Source organism: Nostoc sp. DedSLP04 (assembly GCF_034530775.1).
Lineage (GTDB): Bacteria > Cyanobacteriota > Cyanobacteriia > Cyanobacteriales > Nostocaceae > Nostoc.
Genome location: NZ_JAVRCL010000040.1, coordinates 27,140 through 42,485, shown reverse-complemented (window position 1 = coordinate 42,485; position 15,346 = coordinate 27,140). Strand labels below are relative to the sequence as shown.

Genomic DNA, 15,346 nt, shown 5'->3' with positions numbered 1-15,346 from the left:
CGGGACGGAGATTTGAGGATAGAAGTTTCCACTGCACAATTGGAGCAGAGGGGCAGGGGAGCAGGGGAGCAGGAGGAGAATAACTCCTAACTCCTAACTCATTACTCATTACTCATTACTCAGAACTCCTAACGCCCCATTCCCCATTCCCCATTCCCAATAATTAACGATCGCCAGAATCTGGAGTTACTCCCAAATTGCTGCTGTCATTTGATGCTGGCACCCTCGACTGAGGTGGTTCAATTACCAACGAAGTCCCAGAGGAACCGTCTAAAATTAGTTGCTCTGAATTTCCGTCCACGGTTTTTGGATCTGGAAACACAAATCGTAACAATGGAGGAGCTAAAAAGGTTGTCAAGATAACCATCATGATAATTGCTGCCCCTAATGGTTTCGAGAGAGCGCCACTGGCAGCGCCGACACCAGCAAACACTAACCCAACCTCGCCTCTAGGAATCATCCCCACACCGATCGCTAAACGGTTGATTTCCGGTTGACCAAACACGCTTAAACCTGTGATTACTTTACCGAGAATGGCTACTGTAATCAGGAAAGTTGCCATAATTAGACCTTCACGATTGTCGGGAATTGCTGGGTTTAATACTCCCAAATCGGTTTTTGCGCCAACAGTCACAAAGAAAATTGGCACTAATATATCGGCAATGGGACAGACTTGCCTTTGCAGTTCTTTACGCTTATCTGTTTCTTCTAGAACTAAACCAGCTGCAAAAGCTCCTAAAATTGCTTCTAACTGGATGACGGCGGCCAAGTATGCCATAGCAAAGGCGAAAATGAATGCTGGGATTACTAGTCCACCACGTGTTTTGAGTTGATCGGCGATCGCTACAAAGGACTTATTGAAAACATTCCCTAGTAGGATTGCTCCCAAAATAAAACCAGTGGCACTGATAATCAAATAAATCACTTTGCTGACATCCACCACGCCGTCTTTAGCTAAACTGGCAACTACCGCTAAAACGATGATTCCTAGTACGTCATCAATTACCGCAGCACCCAAAATAATCTGCCCTTCTTTAGAATTGAGCCGCCCCAATTCTGACAGCACTTTGGATGTCATCCCAATACTAGTGGCAGTTAAAGCTGCCCCGGCAAAAATTGCAGGTATAGCGCTAATCCCAAACAAAGTCATCAGTCCCACAGTCCCAGCAGCAAAGGGTACTGCTACCCCAACTACTGCGACAACAGTAGCTTGAATACCAACTGCCATTAAATCTTTTAAATTCGACTCCAAGCCGATTTCAAACAGCAAAATGATCACACCCAATTCTGCCAGAACGGAAATGACCTCGGACTGGGCTGCAAACACTGCTGGAGCGGCTTCAGGCGTTAAACCAGCAGTGGTTTGAAGGAAGGACACAATCAAAGAATTAGAACTGTCTGTGCCGCCTTCTGGAAACACTAAAAGATGGAAAACAGAGATGCCAACTACCACACCGCCAACGAGTTCGCCTAAAACAGGCGGCAAACCCACTTGGTTTGATAACTCTCCACCAACTTTGCTGGCGAGATAAATGACTACTAAGCTTAGTAGCACTGCTTCGACTACCATTGAACTGTCTGCGGCTTGTGTTGCGCTAGCCAGCAGAGGAAAAGAGAAGTTGATTGGTTCTAACAAATGCATTAGGTTCTCTGAAAATCCTTCTCTTTGATTTTGACGCGTTTCTGAAAAACATCCTATGGAGAAGCAATCCGAATTCAAAATGAATACGGCGTAAACGTTTCATTTAGGCTGTGCAGTACTAGTGTAATTTTTTTAGTTTCAAAAAATGTAACCATTTCAGCTTTTGACGATCGCAGTGTCAAAGTAAGAACATACGAATCGTATCTGGCGATCGCACTTAAGTTGTGAAAAACTTGTGGTGGCTGTTGGTTCTCAACGACCAGCAGCAGATTGCTATATACCTTTATTTAAAACATCTGTGGATACTTTGAGGAGTGCAAATATGATGACTAGAGCCGCTTTACCCGGTTCTCATTTTCCATCGGCAAACCTGTGGAAAATACTGCCTTTAGCAATGCTTGTATGTGCAACTTTTGCACTACCTGCATTCGCACAAGAAAAAGATAGATTGTCACGAACCCTTAGTGTCAGTGGTCGCGGAGTCGAAACAATTCCGACAACTCTGGCACAAGTTAGTTTAGGAGTGGAGATTCAGGGGAAAACAGCTCAAGAGGTACAGCAAGAAGCCGCTCAGAGGTCATCGGCGGTGGTTGCGTTTCTCAAGAGCAAAAATGTTGAAAAATTACAAACTACCGGTATCCGTCTCAATCCGGTTTACAGCTACACCAATAATGTCCAGCGGATTACAGGCTATGCTGCCACTAACACTGTGAGTTTTAGTATTCCTGTTGAGCAAGCTGGGACATTATTGGATGATGCAGTCAAAGCCGGTGCAACACAAATTAACGGCATTACTTTTGTTGCGAAAGATGAAGCGATCGCAGCTGCTCAAAAGCAAGCATTAAGAGAAGCTACTCAAGATGCACGGCAGCAAGCTGATGCCGTTTTTAGTGCTTTGGGTTTTAAATCCAAAGAAATAGTCAGCATTCAAGTTAATAATGCCAGTGCGCCACCACCACCACCAATGTTTTTACGGGCTGAGGCTGCGAAATCAGCTGATGCTTCCACCCCGATTGTTGGTGGTGAACAGCAAGTAGAAGCATCGGTGACGTTGCAAATTAGTTATTAGTCATTTGTCATTAGTCCTCTCTTACAAAGTTCTGATCGCCGGAAGCCGGCGCTCAGACTTTGCGCTTTGTCATTTGTAAAGGCAAAGGACTAATAATCAATGCCCACTTGCCCTGAGCGGAGCCGAAGGGATGCTCAATTAAAAATGTTCTGAAGACATATCTCCTGTACCGCCTTCTGCATCTCGCTTAGAGCCTAATAAATCAAGTTGATCTACTTGAATCACTGGTGAGGAGCGGTTTGCTCCTGTTTGGCGATCGCTCCATGTGTCAAACTTCAAAGAACCTTTGACAGCAATTTGCCTGCCTTTACGTACATAATTGCCTGCCACCTCCGCCGTTTTTCCCCATAGTTCCAAATTAAACCAGTCGGTATGTTCACCTTCTTTTGTGCGACGATTAACAGCTAGTGTTAATTTACACTTCACACTACCAGACTCAAAATACTTAATCTCCGGGTCGCCGCCTACACGACCAATGAGGGTGACAACATTGATACTCATCGTGTTACCTTTCAGTACAAACGTACTTAGCAATTTCGACTTTCATCATAGCGAATTGTGAAAGACTTGAAAATAATGTGTTAAACAGTTAACAATATAATTGACTTGAAAATTTATACACATTATTTGGAGTAAACACATAAAAGTATACGGATATACTAAGTTAACCAGGGAATATCAAAAAGTACGGCGCTTGAGACATACTAAATATTTCTGGGAATCATATAAAAATATTGTCTAGTTTACTCAACTTAGGATACAAACATAATCGAATCAAGCACGATTAACTCTTACCGTTGTAGTCAAAAAAAGTATCGCACATAGGGGGCTTACAGACGCGTGGGTATTTTTAGGAACTTTCGCACTTCATGGGATATGGGTATCGACCTTGGTACTGCAAACACCCTGGTTTATGTATCTGGTAAAGGTATTGTACTACAAGAACCTTCTGTAGTTGCTATCGATGTCAACGAAAAGGTTGCACTAGCAGTAGGAGAAGAAGCCAAAAAAATGCTCGGTCGCACACCGGGAAATGTGATTGCTTTGCGTCCTTTGCGGGATGGTGTAATCGCTGACTTTGATATAGCCGAGCTGATGCTCAAAAGCTTTATTCAGCGTGTAAATGAAGGTAAATCTCTAATCCTACCCCGAATTGTCATTGGTATTCCCAGTGGCGTTACAGGAGTAGAAAGACGAGCGGTGATGGATGCCGCTCACCAAGCAGGAGCCAGAAAAGTCTATTTAATCGATGAGCCTGTAGCTGCGGCTATTGGTGCAGGACTACCTGTTGCCGAAGCAACTGGCAACATGATCATCGATATTGGTGGTGGGACAACAGAAGTTGCAGTGCTGAGTCTTCAAGGTACGGTAATCAGCGAATCAGTACGCATTGCTGGAGATGAACTGACTGATGCGATCGTTCAGTATATTAAGAAAGTTCATAATTTAGTCATTGGTGAACGTACTGCCGAGGAAATCAAGATTCGGCTTGGTTCTGCCTATCCGACTAATGATGATAATGACGCGATGATGGAAGTCCGAGGCTTACACCTGCTTTCGGGTCTACCGCGAACTGTAACCATCAAAGCCCCAGAAATCCGTGAAAGTATGATGGAACCGCTATCAGTAATTATCGAAGCTGTGAAGCGGACACTAGAACGCACACCGCCAGAACTGGCAGCAGACATTATTGACAGAGGGATTATGTTAGCTGGTGGCGGTGCTTTGCTCAAAGGCATAGATACCCTTGTTAGCCATGAAACAGGGATTATTACCCACATTGCTGCCGATCCTTTGAGCTGTGTTGTGCTGGGAACAGGTCGTGTGTTAGAAAACTTTAAACAGTTGGAACGAGTTGTTATCGAAAGCTCTCGCAATATGTAACAAAAAAAATATCAGACTTGAGTTCTATTTGAGTTCTATTTGGGTTCTATATACATAGAATCCAAGTAGAACTTAATTTATATAAGTACATGTAGGTATATATGGTGACAATACGGCGTTGGTGGGATCGTAAAGGGTTGCAAATTGGCTTGTTAGCTTTAGTAGTTGGTAGTGCTTGGATATTGCGACAGACTCAAGGAGAACTAGTGCTTGAGACATATCAGGCAATTACCCGTCCATTAGAGATGTTGCAGTCAGGGCCAACTCCAGAAGAACGTCTTAGAGATGCCCGGATAATGGAATTGCAAACCCGTATAGTAGATTTGGAAAGTCAAAAGACAAAATTACAAGATTTATTAGGCTATGTGGAAAAAGAGCCACTAGCATCACGGCCAGTTCCAGCACGGGTGGTGGGACGTAGTGCTGACCAATGGTGGCAACAAGTGACGCTGAATCGCGGTGCAAATGCAGGGATTCAGGAAGGCTTCATAGTCAAAGCAGAAGGCGGATTGGTGGGTTTGGTGGAGAGCGTAACTCCTAATACTAGCCGCGTGTTGTTAATCAGTGACCTCAAGAGTCAAGTGGGTGTATCGATTAGCCGCACAGCAGCTAAAGGCGTTTTACGAGGAGATTCTTCTGCTGAAGCTGTATTGGAGTTTTATGAAAAAGTTCCAAATGTGAAAGTAGGAGATTTAGTTTCCACATCTACTTATAGTCAGAAATTTCCCTCCGGTTTGGCAGTAGGACGAATTAAGTCGCTGGATTTAAAGAAACTCCCAGCATCAGTGGCGAAAATTGAGCTTTTTCCGCCAATCCGTTCTCTTGATTGGGTAGCTGTTTATCCCAAACCAGAAAACCAAGAGTCGGCAAATCAAGTGCCGCAAAAGTCTAAGTAAATTCTTTGAAAAAATCACTAGAAAAATGAAGATTCCTGCATTTGGTGGTAGCAGGCAGAAAAAGCCAAAATCGTCAGAGCGAAAATCGAAATTCCGAATCCAGCCGCTGGCTCGTTGGCATCCCGGTATACGTCAGTTGTTTGGTTGGATAGTGACGGCTAGTTCTGTACTGTTATGTTTGCTGTTATTACCAACCCGATTCCCAGGTATGGAATTGTTAGGAATTGGCCCTAACTGGCTGTTAATTTGGGTGGTAGCTTGGAGTGTGAAGCGCACAGTGTTTGCCGGAGCATTAGCAGGTATAGTTCTGGGGCTACTCCAAGATTCGATGACATCACCTAGCCCGACTCATGCCATCAGTTTAGGGATAGTGGGGGCTTTAACTGGTCTGCTTCAGAAACAGCGTTTTATCGAAGAAGATTTTATTTCGATTGCTGTAATTGTCTTTGTTTTGGCAGTTTTGGCAGAAACTATCTTTGGGTTGCAATTAACTTTGCTGGGCAATGAGCGTAAGGTGACAGATATTTGGACATATTATCAGCGCGTCGCTCTTGCCTCTGCCATTCTGAGTAGTCTGTGGGCGCCTGTCGTCTATTATCCGTTGAATCTTTGGTGGCAGCGGATGAAATTATTGGAGCAATAGTAAAGTTAGAGACGCGATTAATCGCGTCTGTACAAGAATTAGGAGTAGAGACAGGATTAATCGCGTCTGTACAAGAATTAGGAGTTAGGAAGGGAATAGGTTACAGGTGACAGTAAAGAAAATTATCTTTTGTACCCTGTAACCTAAATCTTTATGAATTTGAGCAACCTCTGGCAATATGGATTCAAGTTACAGTGAACTGTAAGTCTGAATATTACAGACTCATGTAAGTTGAGACAGCCAATAATAGCGCCTAGATATTACTGTTTAATTATCAGGAGCAAAGCGCGATTCTCTTGTGGAGAGGCTGCGCGATCGCGTGCAGAATATTTACAGTGTTGCCTAAAATTATGGATAATTCCCCAGTAATCGCTCAAGCAGATGCATCCTTACCAAATTACACTCAGGAAAATACACCAATAGTGGAGTCAGCAGCTGGCTCGAATTCACCACCGAAGCAAAAGGTAGGAACTGACTTTGACTCTCGTATGATGCTGCGGTGTTTAGAACTTGCCCGTCGCGCTTTAGGGCGGACTTCGCCAAATCCTTTAGTGGGAGCAGTGATTGTCAAGGATGGCGAAATTGTCGGCGAAGGATTTCATCCTCGCGCAGGTGAGCCTCATGCAGAAGTGTTTGCCTTGAGGGCAGCAGGCGTTGGCGCAGCCTCTCCTCAGGAGAATCGCGCTCGTGGTGCAACAATCTATGTCAGCCTCGAACCTTGCAATCACTACGGACGTACTCCCCCTTGTTCGGAAGGATTGATCGAAGCAGGGGTGGCAAAAGTAGTAGTGGGTATGGTTGACCCCAATCCACTGGTGGCTGGAGGTGGCATCGCCCGTTTACGAGCGGCAGGAATTGAAGTATTGGTTGGAGTAGAAGAGGAAGCCTGTCGTCAGCTAAATGAAGCTTTTGTGCATCGCATTCTCTATAAGCGACCTTTGGGAATTTTAAAATATGCCATGACTTTAGATGGCAAAATTGCTACTACCTCTGGTCATAGCGCTTGGGTGACAAGTCAAGAAGCCCGCAGTGAAGTACATCTAGTGCGGGCGGCTTGTGATGCCATAATTGTCGGCGGTAATACAGTCCGACAAGATAATCCTTACTTAACCAGCCATCAGGTGGGGGCACATAATCCCCTACGAGTGGTGATGAGTCGCCATCTTAACTTACCGGCCAGTGCCCATCTGTGGCAAACCGCGGATGCTCCAACTTTGGTGTTGACACAGAAGGGTGCTAACCCCGATTTTCAAAACCTGTTGCTCAACCAGGGTGTGGAGGTGGTGGAATTAGCATCACTGACACCGGATAAGGCAATGGAGTACTTATATGAACGAGGTTTTTGTAGCGTGCTGTGGGAGTGTGGTGGTACTTTAGCTGCTAGTGCGATCGCTCAAGGAGCAGTGCAAAAAGTTTTGGCATTTATTGCCCCAAAGATCATTGGTGGTAGTATTGCTCCCACACCAGTGGGCGATTTAGGTTTTACTACCATGACTGAGGCGTTGTCTTTAGAACGTGTTCGTTGGCGTGTAGTAGGCTCTGACTGCTTAGTGGAAGGTTATCTTTCCCCAAAAGCTAATAGTCAACACTAATAACACTTGACGATCGATCTATTTATTTATCTTGATTTTGCGTTGGCGTAGCCCGCACTTCTCTGCGAGACGCTGCGCGTAGCTTGCTTCCACGAAGTGGTACGACAAAGCTCAGTGACCGCCGTAGGCATCATGAACACTGCCGTTCATGGGCAAGATCGCGTATGAGGGCTAGTCGAGATTGAATGTAGTGGCTAAGAAAATCAGTTTCGTTAGAATCTAACAACACTTGCGTTTCGGTTTGTTTCACTAACCACTGCACCAAGCTAGCATCATCCAGTTGTAAAAGGAGCTTGGCTTGAGCGGTTTCAACCACTGACCAAAGCTGACGTATGATTGTAGGAGTCATCAGACCTCAATTGAATAATTTAGCTTTGCTGTCTTCAGATTACACAATTCCAATCGAACTTTACGACATGAATGTAGAAGCTGAGACAAGTATTATTAAAAACTTAATAATGGTATTTATAACTTTATGAAGATTAAGAATTGAAAATAAAGAATGGGGAATGGGAAACACAGATTTTTATGGATTTAGTTGCAAAATCTAGCGAACAAATGCACTAATTCTAAAAATTGGGTTTTTGTGTTTGGGAAGACTGAAATTATCTTGATTGTAGCCGAATAAAGTCAGTTTTTGAATCACTATGTTGAATACTGAGTCTGTCTTGTAGGATACAAAAATCTAACTTTTGAGAATAATGTTTGCCAGAAAGTTAACACTGTTTGGCTGTAGATGGATTTACAAAATCATGTAAATCTGCATCCCAAATGCTGATGTAAATAAAATCACATTGTTGGCGGATAATTTGACCCTTGACTGAGCCATTTTTAAAACTAAAATTATCAGATTGACGCTGTTGTACCTGTTTGAGTCCCTGCTTAATTTCTTCAGTGGCTTGCCCTGCTAACATTCCATTCAAGGTAGTCTCCATTACTTCTGGATCTACCGATTGAGCAAAAGATACCTCAGTTTGACGCAGCGTTTTAGAATTGCGATCGAATAAGTAGCCAAGGTCAATTTTGTTTGGCACTAGTTTGTAAACGACAGCACGAGTTTTGCCCCATGCGCCTCTTAAATCTTGATTTGGTTTGCCGAGGGTAGCTTCTACGATGTTTCTTGTTGTACCTGTAGGGAATGCGGGAACGCTTTCTCTACTGGCAGTGGCAGCTAATTTACTGCGCGGCTTATTTTGTGGTGTAGAATGAACTTCTGGTTTAGGAACTGCGCTTACCTCATCCTTTGGTTCTGGCTGTGGTGTGGATACTGCTATCGGCGCTGGAGTATCTAAAGTGACAGGCTCTTTTTCTGGCTGTGGTATGGGTACAACTGGGGAATTAGAGGTTGGTCGCCGTTGTGGTGGTGAGCTAGGGATAACTGGAACTGGAGACGTTTGGGAGGAAACGGGCGGTTCGGTAGATGCAGAAGTAGGAAAAGATTCTGGCGATGGCGTGGGATTTGTGCCAATGGTTGTTTCTGGTTGTTGCTGACGAATGATGCTAGGAATTGCTACTGCACCAATCAAGCCGCCTATCAACAAACTACCAACAATCACAGCAGGTTTTTGCCAGTTTCCAGGATTGGAAGACTCTGGAATCGCAGAATTGTTTTGTGGAGAATATAATGGCTGAGTTTGCCGAGTCGATGCGGTGGGAGAAAAACTAACTCTAGAAGGATTTGCAGTTAACTCAGTAGGTATATTACTAGCAGATTGCAGGGCGTATAGCATTTTACTAGCAGTGCTGTAGCGATCGCCAGCATGAGGCTTAATTGCCTGATTGAGTACCGCCGCCAATTGGGCAGAGACGTTAGGGACGTGCTGCTGCCAAAGTATTTCCCCAGTTTTTAGATCGGTTACTAGTTCTTGCGGGTGTTTGCCAGTCAGTAGATAAATTGCCGTTAAACCTAAGCTGTAGATATCAGTGGCGTAAACTGGGCGACCAACGGCTTGTTCGCTAGGCATATATCCCGGCGTACCAATGACAAGCGATCGCGTGGGGTATCCTGGAGAATTCACCACTGAACGGATTGTTTCTTTGACTGCACCAAAATCAATCAACACTGGCTCGTTATCAACAGAACGCAGAATAATGTTATCTGGCTTGATATCCCGGTGAATAATGCCTTTACTGTGAACATAATCTAAAACTGAAAGCAGACTCAAGAGAATTTGCCGAACAGCAGTTTCACTCTCAAATCCTTTGGCTTCGACAATTTTTGTCAGAGTTTGACCGTGAATCCATTCTTGGACGAGGTAAAACTGTCCATTCTCAGAAAAGTAGGCGTAGAGTTTGGGAATTTGGTGACTACTTTCACCCAAATACTCCAAGGTTGCGGCTTCCCGTTCAAACCGTTGTTGGATAAGTTGGTAGGTTTGCGGGTCATTATTGGTTATTGGTTTTAGTTGCTTGATTACACAGCGACGGCGAGAAGGCATGTGGACATCTTCTGCTAGAAAGGTTTCGCCAAACCCACCAGCGCCGATTACCTGGATAACTTGATAGCGATTGTTCAGCAGGGTTATTGTCATGAAAAATTATAAGCGTAGACACCCAGTGCGGAGCCTGAGACTTCTTGTCTTCTCCAAACTTGTCGTCAGACATCGCCCTTTCCAAATGTACATCACATAAGCGAAGGCAAGGCGAATATACTCTGGTGAAATTAAATATGCGTTATCCAGAATCCTTGTAGAGACGTAGCAGTGCTACGTCTCTTCATTCTTATGTCTAATGCCAGCCAATGCATTGGTATTGCAGAATCCTGCCAAATTTAATTCGCCACGAATGAATGAAATACTGTACTAAGTGAACTCTATAGTCTCAACAAACTCTAAAATACTTTCTTTGATGTCTTCAGCCTCTTCCTCAACAGAATCAGGAGTTTCGCCGTTAATAAAGCTGTGCTGACTACTAACTATATACAAAAATTCACCACTGATAAAGGTGAGCAACCCCCGGTACGCATCTAATCTGATCGCAGTTCCATTATTTTCTTGCTTAGAAATTGTCGAACCTTTGGGCATATCAATTAACACGTAGTAAGCGCCTCGCAAAGTATTTTCCAGATATTCGGTATATTCCACAGAAGCTTCTGGTACATTAACGAAAATCGCTTGGGGTACATACTTGTCTACTAAAATTGTTTGTAAATATTCTTCTTGTCCAACAGACTCCAATTCCTCTAACTGTTCTAAGGGGAAAGGATAATAATCGATTCTCAGTAAAGTACCGATGTCATCAGAAAAGCCAACTACTCCTTCCTGGCTTTGAATTCTACCGCCTTGCTGCGGATCGACCGGAATCGGCACGGTAAAATTACCTAAAGGGGATTGATAGGTCTGTTCGCTAAAATCTTCGATGACTACTGTCTCATCTTCATCGTCTGCATATTCTTCATCTTCTGCTTCTTTAAAGGCTGCAATTACCTCCTTGATGATTTCCTCTGCTTCTTCATCTTCAAGTTCTAAAGCTGCTTGTAGCTTTTTCAGGTAGATTTGTTTCGATTTGGGGATGGCGAGGTCATCGTCTAAAAGCACTATTACCCCAGCTGCAAAACCATCTAGCACTAATTCGTCTGAGAGAGATACTTTGGCGGCATTAAACAAAGGCCCAATTCCCTCTTCTTCGGCAATGGAGATGAGTCTATCAACTATTTCTGCAATGTCATCTTCTGAGTATTCCTCGAAAACCTCGAATTCCCAGAGGATACCCGCTAAACTTTCTGCATCTACCTCTTCAATAAATGAATCAGCGATCGCAGTCACAGTTGCGATCGCCGCCACCGCTTCCTCTGGACTTAGTGATTCCTCTGATGTCTTTGGTGAGTTAAAAACCTTGTCATATTTAGTCATAATTGCTACCTAAATTAATTCCTTGATAGTAATAACAGATTGAAAGTGACAATGGTCAGTTTACCAATGGAGCGAATCTTCTAGAGAAAAAGTTGGCTGATACGTGGTTTACTCAGTATTACTCAGGTGTAACAACTAAACCTTATTGACAACTAATATCATCTAAGGAGTTGAGGTGTTCTAAAATCTTTTCTCGAATATACACCTAAGTACCGGACAAACTCAGTATTTACTACAGGTTAATTTAATTAAATATTGTAAATTTTTGTAACCCAGCAATTATCTTTAATAACTGCTATATTCTTTTATTTTTATCCTCTAGCAGATGAATTATATCTACCGATAGAATTATAAACTAGCTAGCGATAGATACCTACACCGTAAGCAGGATGTCACAATACCCAAGTTTGTAGTGACACACAATACCTGAAACGTTGTACTGTTGGTTCTGCAAGTGTGAATTAGATGAAATTTTGAGTTTTTTATGGTACAAACCCCACCATCCCAGTTTTCACCGGATCAATATAAAGTAGATCCTGCAAAGGAAAATGTAGAAGCTCTTATACAAGAACCGCAGTTAGATATTGAGATTGCTCTAGAGTTCCTTTACACCAGAGATATTGAATTTCGTCAGGAAACAATTTATTTTCTCGTAGTCGATCGCTTTTATGATGGCGATCCAGATAACAGCGAAGGTGCAAACTCAGAACTTTACGATCCAACCAGACAGGATTGGGGTAAGTACTGGGGTGGCGACTTGCAAGGTGTCATCGATAAATTAGATTATCTCAAAAATATGGGAGTTACCGCTCTTTGGTTAACTCCCCTGTTCGAGCAGGTTGAGGAGTTATTTGTTGGTAATGCAGCAATACATGGCTATTGGACAAAAGACTTTAAACGGCTTAATCCTCGATACATTGCGGAGGGAGATAACCCTTCTTTAAACGCAACTCAAGAAGAAAAAAATACGACCTTTGATCGGTTAATTACAGAAATGCACAAGCGCAATATGAAGCTAGTGCTGGATATTGTCTGCAACCATAGCACACCTGATACTAGCGGTAGTAAAGGTGAATTATATGATGATGGTGTCAAAATTGCTGATTTCAATAATGATGTCAATAATTGGTATCACCACTATGGCGAAGTGCAAAATTGGGAAGACGATTGGCAAGTACAAAACTGTGAATTATCTGGTCTAGCAACCTTCAATGAAAATAATGCGGAATATCGGGAGTATATTAAGTCAGCAATTAAACAATGGCTAGACCGGGGTGTAGATGCACTGCGGGTGGATACTGTCAAGCACATGCCGATTTGGTTTTGGCAAGAATTCACTGGCGAGATGACCAATCACAAACCAGATGTATTCATTTTTGGTGAATGGATTTATAGTAATCCCAGTGACGATCGCTCAGTGGAATTTGTTAACCACTCAGGCATGACACTTCTAGACTTTGGCTTGTGCGTGGCAATTCGAGCCGCACTAGGACAAGGTTCAGAAAACGGATTCCAAACAATTCAATATATTTTTGACCAAGATCATCGCTACAACGGGGCAACAGAGCTAGTTACCTTCATTGATAACCATGATATGTGCCGTTTCCAATCGCTGAATCCCGATCCAGCGATGCTGAAGGTTGCGATCGCCTTAATTATGACCTGTCGCGGCATTCCCTGCATATATTACGGCACAGAACAGTATCTGCATAACGACACTGATGGCGGCAACGACCCGTACAACCGCCCAATGATGGAAAATTGGGATACTGAGAGTGAGATTTATCGTTGCATCAGACTGCTGTCTGGCTTACGGCGACTGAATCCAGCCGTATCAATGGGTAGCCACTGGCAAAAATACTTAACAGCGGATGTTTACTGCTATGTACGCCGTTATCGTGACTCTGTGTGTTTTGTCGCTTTAAATCGGGGAGGAGAAGTTACTTTACCAGAAGTAGAAACAGAATTGCCCGATGGCGAACATACCTGCGTAGTGACTCGCAACAAGTATGAGGTGAAAGATGGCAAGATTTATGACCTAGTACTAGAAGAAAGGGGAGTAATTGTTTTCAGCCACGTTGGCGAACGGTTAAAAGCACAAACAATTGTCCGCGTCCAACTCAATGGCGTAGAGACCCAACCTGGTGAAATCATTGTGGTGACAGGAGATTGCCCAGAGTTAGGTAACTGGGATATTGGCAAAGCGTATCCTTTAGAGTACATCAACACCAATACTTGGTTTGCCGAAATTCCCTTTGATGAAAGTGCTGGTAAGCTAATTGCTTATAAATATGCCATGTGGCGGGAAGGGCGATCGCCTCTACGCGAAAATCTCGTAAATCGCCGCTGGGTGATTGCGAAAGAAGGTACTGTCAAATGGCGTGATACCTGGGCATCGGGAAGAGAATCTTAGAAATATAGAATAAGGTAGAGTGAAGGATTAAAATTTTGATTCTTCACTCTTCATTATTTATAAATTTTGAGTACTAAAAAATACACAACTAAGGGTATTAAACCGCAGTGTGCGCCATAGTGTAGTAGTTAGATACTTTAGTAATTTTGTACTCATGAAACTCTTCTCTTACTGCCTACGTTATGATGATGGCGCGGCTCCTAACCCATTCTGGGAACTTTGCACTCTCGCAATTTGCAAGCCTGTTATCCGACGAGTCGCAAATATTGGAGATTGGGTTGTAGGACTTGGTTCTACACAGTCACCAATTGGGAATATCGCCGATTACGTTGTATATGCAATGAAGGTAACGGACAAGATGACATTGCAAAAATACGACGAGTTTTGCCGATTTCATAGTCCTCAGAAAATTCCAAAGTGGAACAGCGAAATATTTGAGTATCGTGTTGGTGATTGCATCTACGATTATAGCCAAGGAGAACAACCAATATTGCGACCAAGTGTTCATGACATCAGTAATCAAGAAACAGATTTAGATGGTAAAAATGTTTTGATATCACGGCATTTCTACTACTTCGGTGACAAGGCTGTTCATTTACCTGCTTCGCTCACTGCACTTATTCATAAAAACCAAGGACACAAATCGACAGCAAATCAGCCATACGTAATACCATTTGTAACTTGGATCGATAATTTAGGGTATACGCCTAATCAAGTACATGGTGAACCTCAACTCAAAAAGGAATTTATCTTCAACCCAGATATCAGCGGTTTCTGTGCCCAACACAACCTGCAAGATGACGATGCTGATGACAGGAGTAATTGCTAGATTACTTTTGTGAGATTATTCGTGGGTCAACATTGAGCAAAAATAGGCAAAATGTTGCTGAAAACAAAGGGGTAACTGTTGATGAGTAAAACGACACTCTACAATCAGGACTTTCTGATGTGGACGCAGCAACAAGCTGAATGCCTGAAGAAAGGACGCTGGGCTGAGTTAGATGTGGAACATTTGGTAGAGGAACTAGAGGCTTTGGGTCGAAGCGAACAAAAGGAACTTGGAAGTTATTTACAAGTGCTTTTAATGCACTTACTCAAATGCCAATATCAACCAGAGCGAAAAACTAAAAGTTGGGTTAACACAATTTCAAACTGCCGAAACCAAATTCAAGATTGCTTGGAAGATACTCCCAGTTTGCAGCGCCTTCTAGAAAACTGGGAGTGGATACAGAAATATTATCGCCGCGCTCGTCGAGATGCCGCAAATGAAACTCAAAAGCCAATAGAGACTTTTCCGCTTGAGTGTCCTTTTACTATAGAACAAGTTCTTAATTCTGAATTCCTGTAAGTTAAACT

At 43.2% G+C, this 15,346-nt stretch carries 13 protein-coding genes; 8 read left to right on the top strand and 5 right to left on the bottom strand.

Annotation, left to right across the window (positions count from 1 at the left end; genetic code table 11):
* Positions 1–163 precede the first annotated feature (163 nt).
* Entirely contained in the window at positions 164–1,642 is a 1,479-nt protein-coding gene (locus tag RMX89_RS21880) for a cation:proton antiporter (protein WP_322690424.1), read from the bottom strand.
* Positions 1,643–1,967: 325 nt separating this feature from the next.
* Between RMX89_RS21880 and RMX89_RS21875 the strand changes: the two genes are divergently transcribed.
* Complete coding sequence (locus RMX89_RS21875; RefSeq protein ID WP_322690441.1) at positions 1,968–2,711, top strand: SIMPL domain-containing protein; 744 nt, start codon at positions 1,968–1,970, stop codon at positions 2,709–2,711.
* Positions 2,712–2,849: 138 nt separating this feature from the next.
* Here the strand turns inward: RMX89_RS21875 and RMX89_RS21870 are convergent, their stop codons facing one another.
* A complete protein-coding gene (locus RMX89_RS21870; protein WP_322682945.1) occupies positions 2,850–3,212 on the bottom strand; it encodes a single-stranded DNA-binding protein in 363 nt (120 codons plus the stop codon).
* Positions 3,213–3,587: 375 nt separating this feature from the next.
* Here RMX89_RS21870 and RMX89_RS21865 point away from each other — a divergent pair, with 375 nt between their 5' ends.
* The 4 genes from RMX89_RS21865 (at position 3,588) to ribD (ending at position 7,726) form a co-directional block, all read left to right on the top strand.
* Positions 3,588–4,595, top strand: a complete 1,008-nt coding sequence (locus RMX89_RS21865; RefSeq protein WP_322674271.1) for a rod shape-determining protein — start codon at positions 3,588–3,590, stop codon at positions 4,593–4,595.
* 101 nt (positions 4,596–4,696) lie between these two features.
* Complete coding sequence (gene mreC / locus RMX89_RS21860; protein WP_322674239.1) at positions 4,697–5,491, top strand: rod shape-determining protein MreC; 795 nt, start codon at positions 4,697–4,699, stop codon at positions 5,489–5,491.
* A 25-nt stretch (positions 5,492–5,516) separates the two neighbouring features.
* The gene (gene mreD, locus RMX89_RS21855) at positions 5,517–6,134 is read left to right on the top strand and encodes a rod shape-determining protein MreD (protein ID WP_322682943.1); all 618 of its coding nucleotides are present in this window, start codon (positions 5,517–5,519) and stop codon (positions 6,132–6,134) included.
* A 350-nt stretch (positions 6,135–6,484) separates the two neighbouring features.
* The gene (gene ribD / locus RMX89_RS21850) at positions 6,485–7,726 is read left to right on the top strand and encodes a bifunctional diaminohydroxyphosphoribosylaminopyrimidine deaminase/5-amino-6-(5-phosphoribosylamino)uracil reductase RibD (RefSeq protein WP_322690423.1); all 1,242 of its coding nucleotides are present in this window, start codon (positions 6,485–6,487) and stop codon (positions 7,724–7,726) included.
* A 130-nt stretch (positions 7,727–7,856) separates the two neighbouring features.
* Here the strand turns inward: ribD and RMX89_RS21845 are convergent, their stop codons facing one another.
* The 3 genes from RMX89_RS21845 to RMX89_RS21835 all read right to left on the bottom strand — a co-directional run bounded on the left by RMX89_RS21845 (position 7,857) and on the right by RMX89_RS21835 (position 11,577).
* Positions 7,857–8,075 carry a hypothetical protein gene (locus RMX89_RS21845; RefSeq protein ID WP_322674241.1) on the bottom strand — a complete coding sequence of 73 codons (219 nt, stop codon included), beginning with the start codon at positions 8,073–8,075 and terminating at the stop codon, positions 7,857–7,859.
* Positions 8,076–8,442: 367 nt separating this feature from the next.
* Positions 8,443–10,257 carry a protein kinase domain-containing protein gene (locus RMX89_RS21840; protein WP_322690422.1) on the bottom strand — a complete coding sequence of 605 codons (1,815 nt, stop codon included), beginning with the start codon at positions 10,255–10,257 and terminating at the stop codon, positions 8,443–8,445.
* Positions 10,258–10,527: 270 nt separating this feature from the next.
* On the bottom strand, positions 10,528–11,577 hold the full coding sequence (locus tag RMX89_RS21835; RefSeq protein WP_322690421.1) for a hypothetical protein: 1,050 nt from the start codon (positions 11,575–11,577) through the stop codon (positions 10,528–10,530).
* Positions 11,578–12,061: 484 nt separating this feature from the next.
* Here RMX89_RS21835 and RMX89_RS21830 point away from each other — a divergent pair, with 484 nt between their 5' ends.
* The 3 genes from RMX89_RS21830 to RMX89_RS21820 all read left to right on the top strand — a co-directional run bounded on the left by RMX89_RS21830 (position 12,062) and on the right by RMX89_RS21820 (position 15,338).
* Complete coding sequence (locus RMX89_RS21830; protein ID WP_322690420.1) at positions 12,062–13,990, top strand: alpha-amylase family glycosyl hydrolase; 1,929 nt, start codon at positions 12,062–12,064, stop codon at positions 13,988–13,990.
* 154 nt (positions 13,991–14,144) lie between these two features.
* Positions 14,145–14,819 (top strand): hypothetical protein, encoded by a 675-nt coding sequence (locus tag RMX89_RS21825; protein ID WP_322690419.1) that lies wholly within the window; start codon positions 14,145–14,147, stop codon positions 14,817–14,819.
* Positions 14,820–14,900: 81 nt separating this feature from the next.
* On the top strand, positions 14,901–15,338 hold the full coding sequence (locus tag RMX89_RS21820; RefSeq protein WP_322690418.1) for a DUF29 domain-containing protein: 438 nt from the start codon (positions 14,901–14,903) through the stop codon (positions 15,336–15,338).
* The last annotated feature ends 8 nt before the right edge of the window (positions 15,339–15,346 follow it).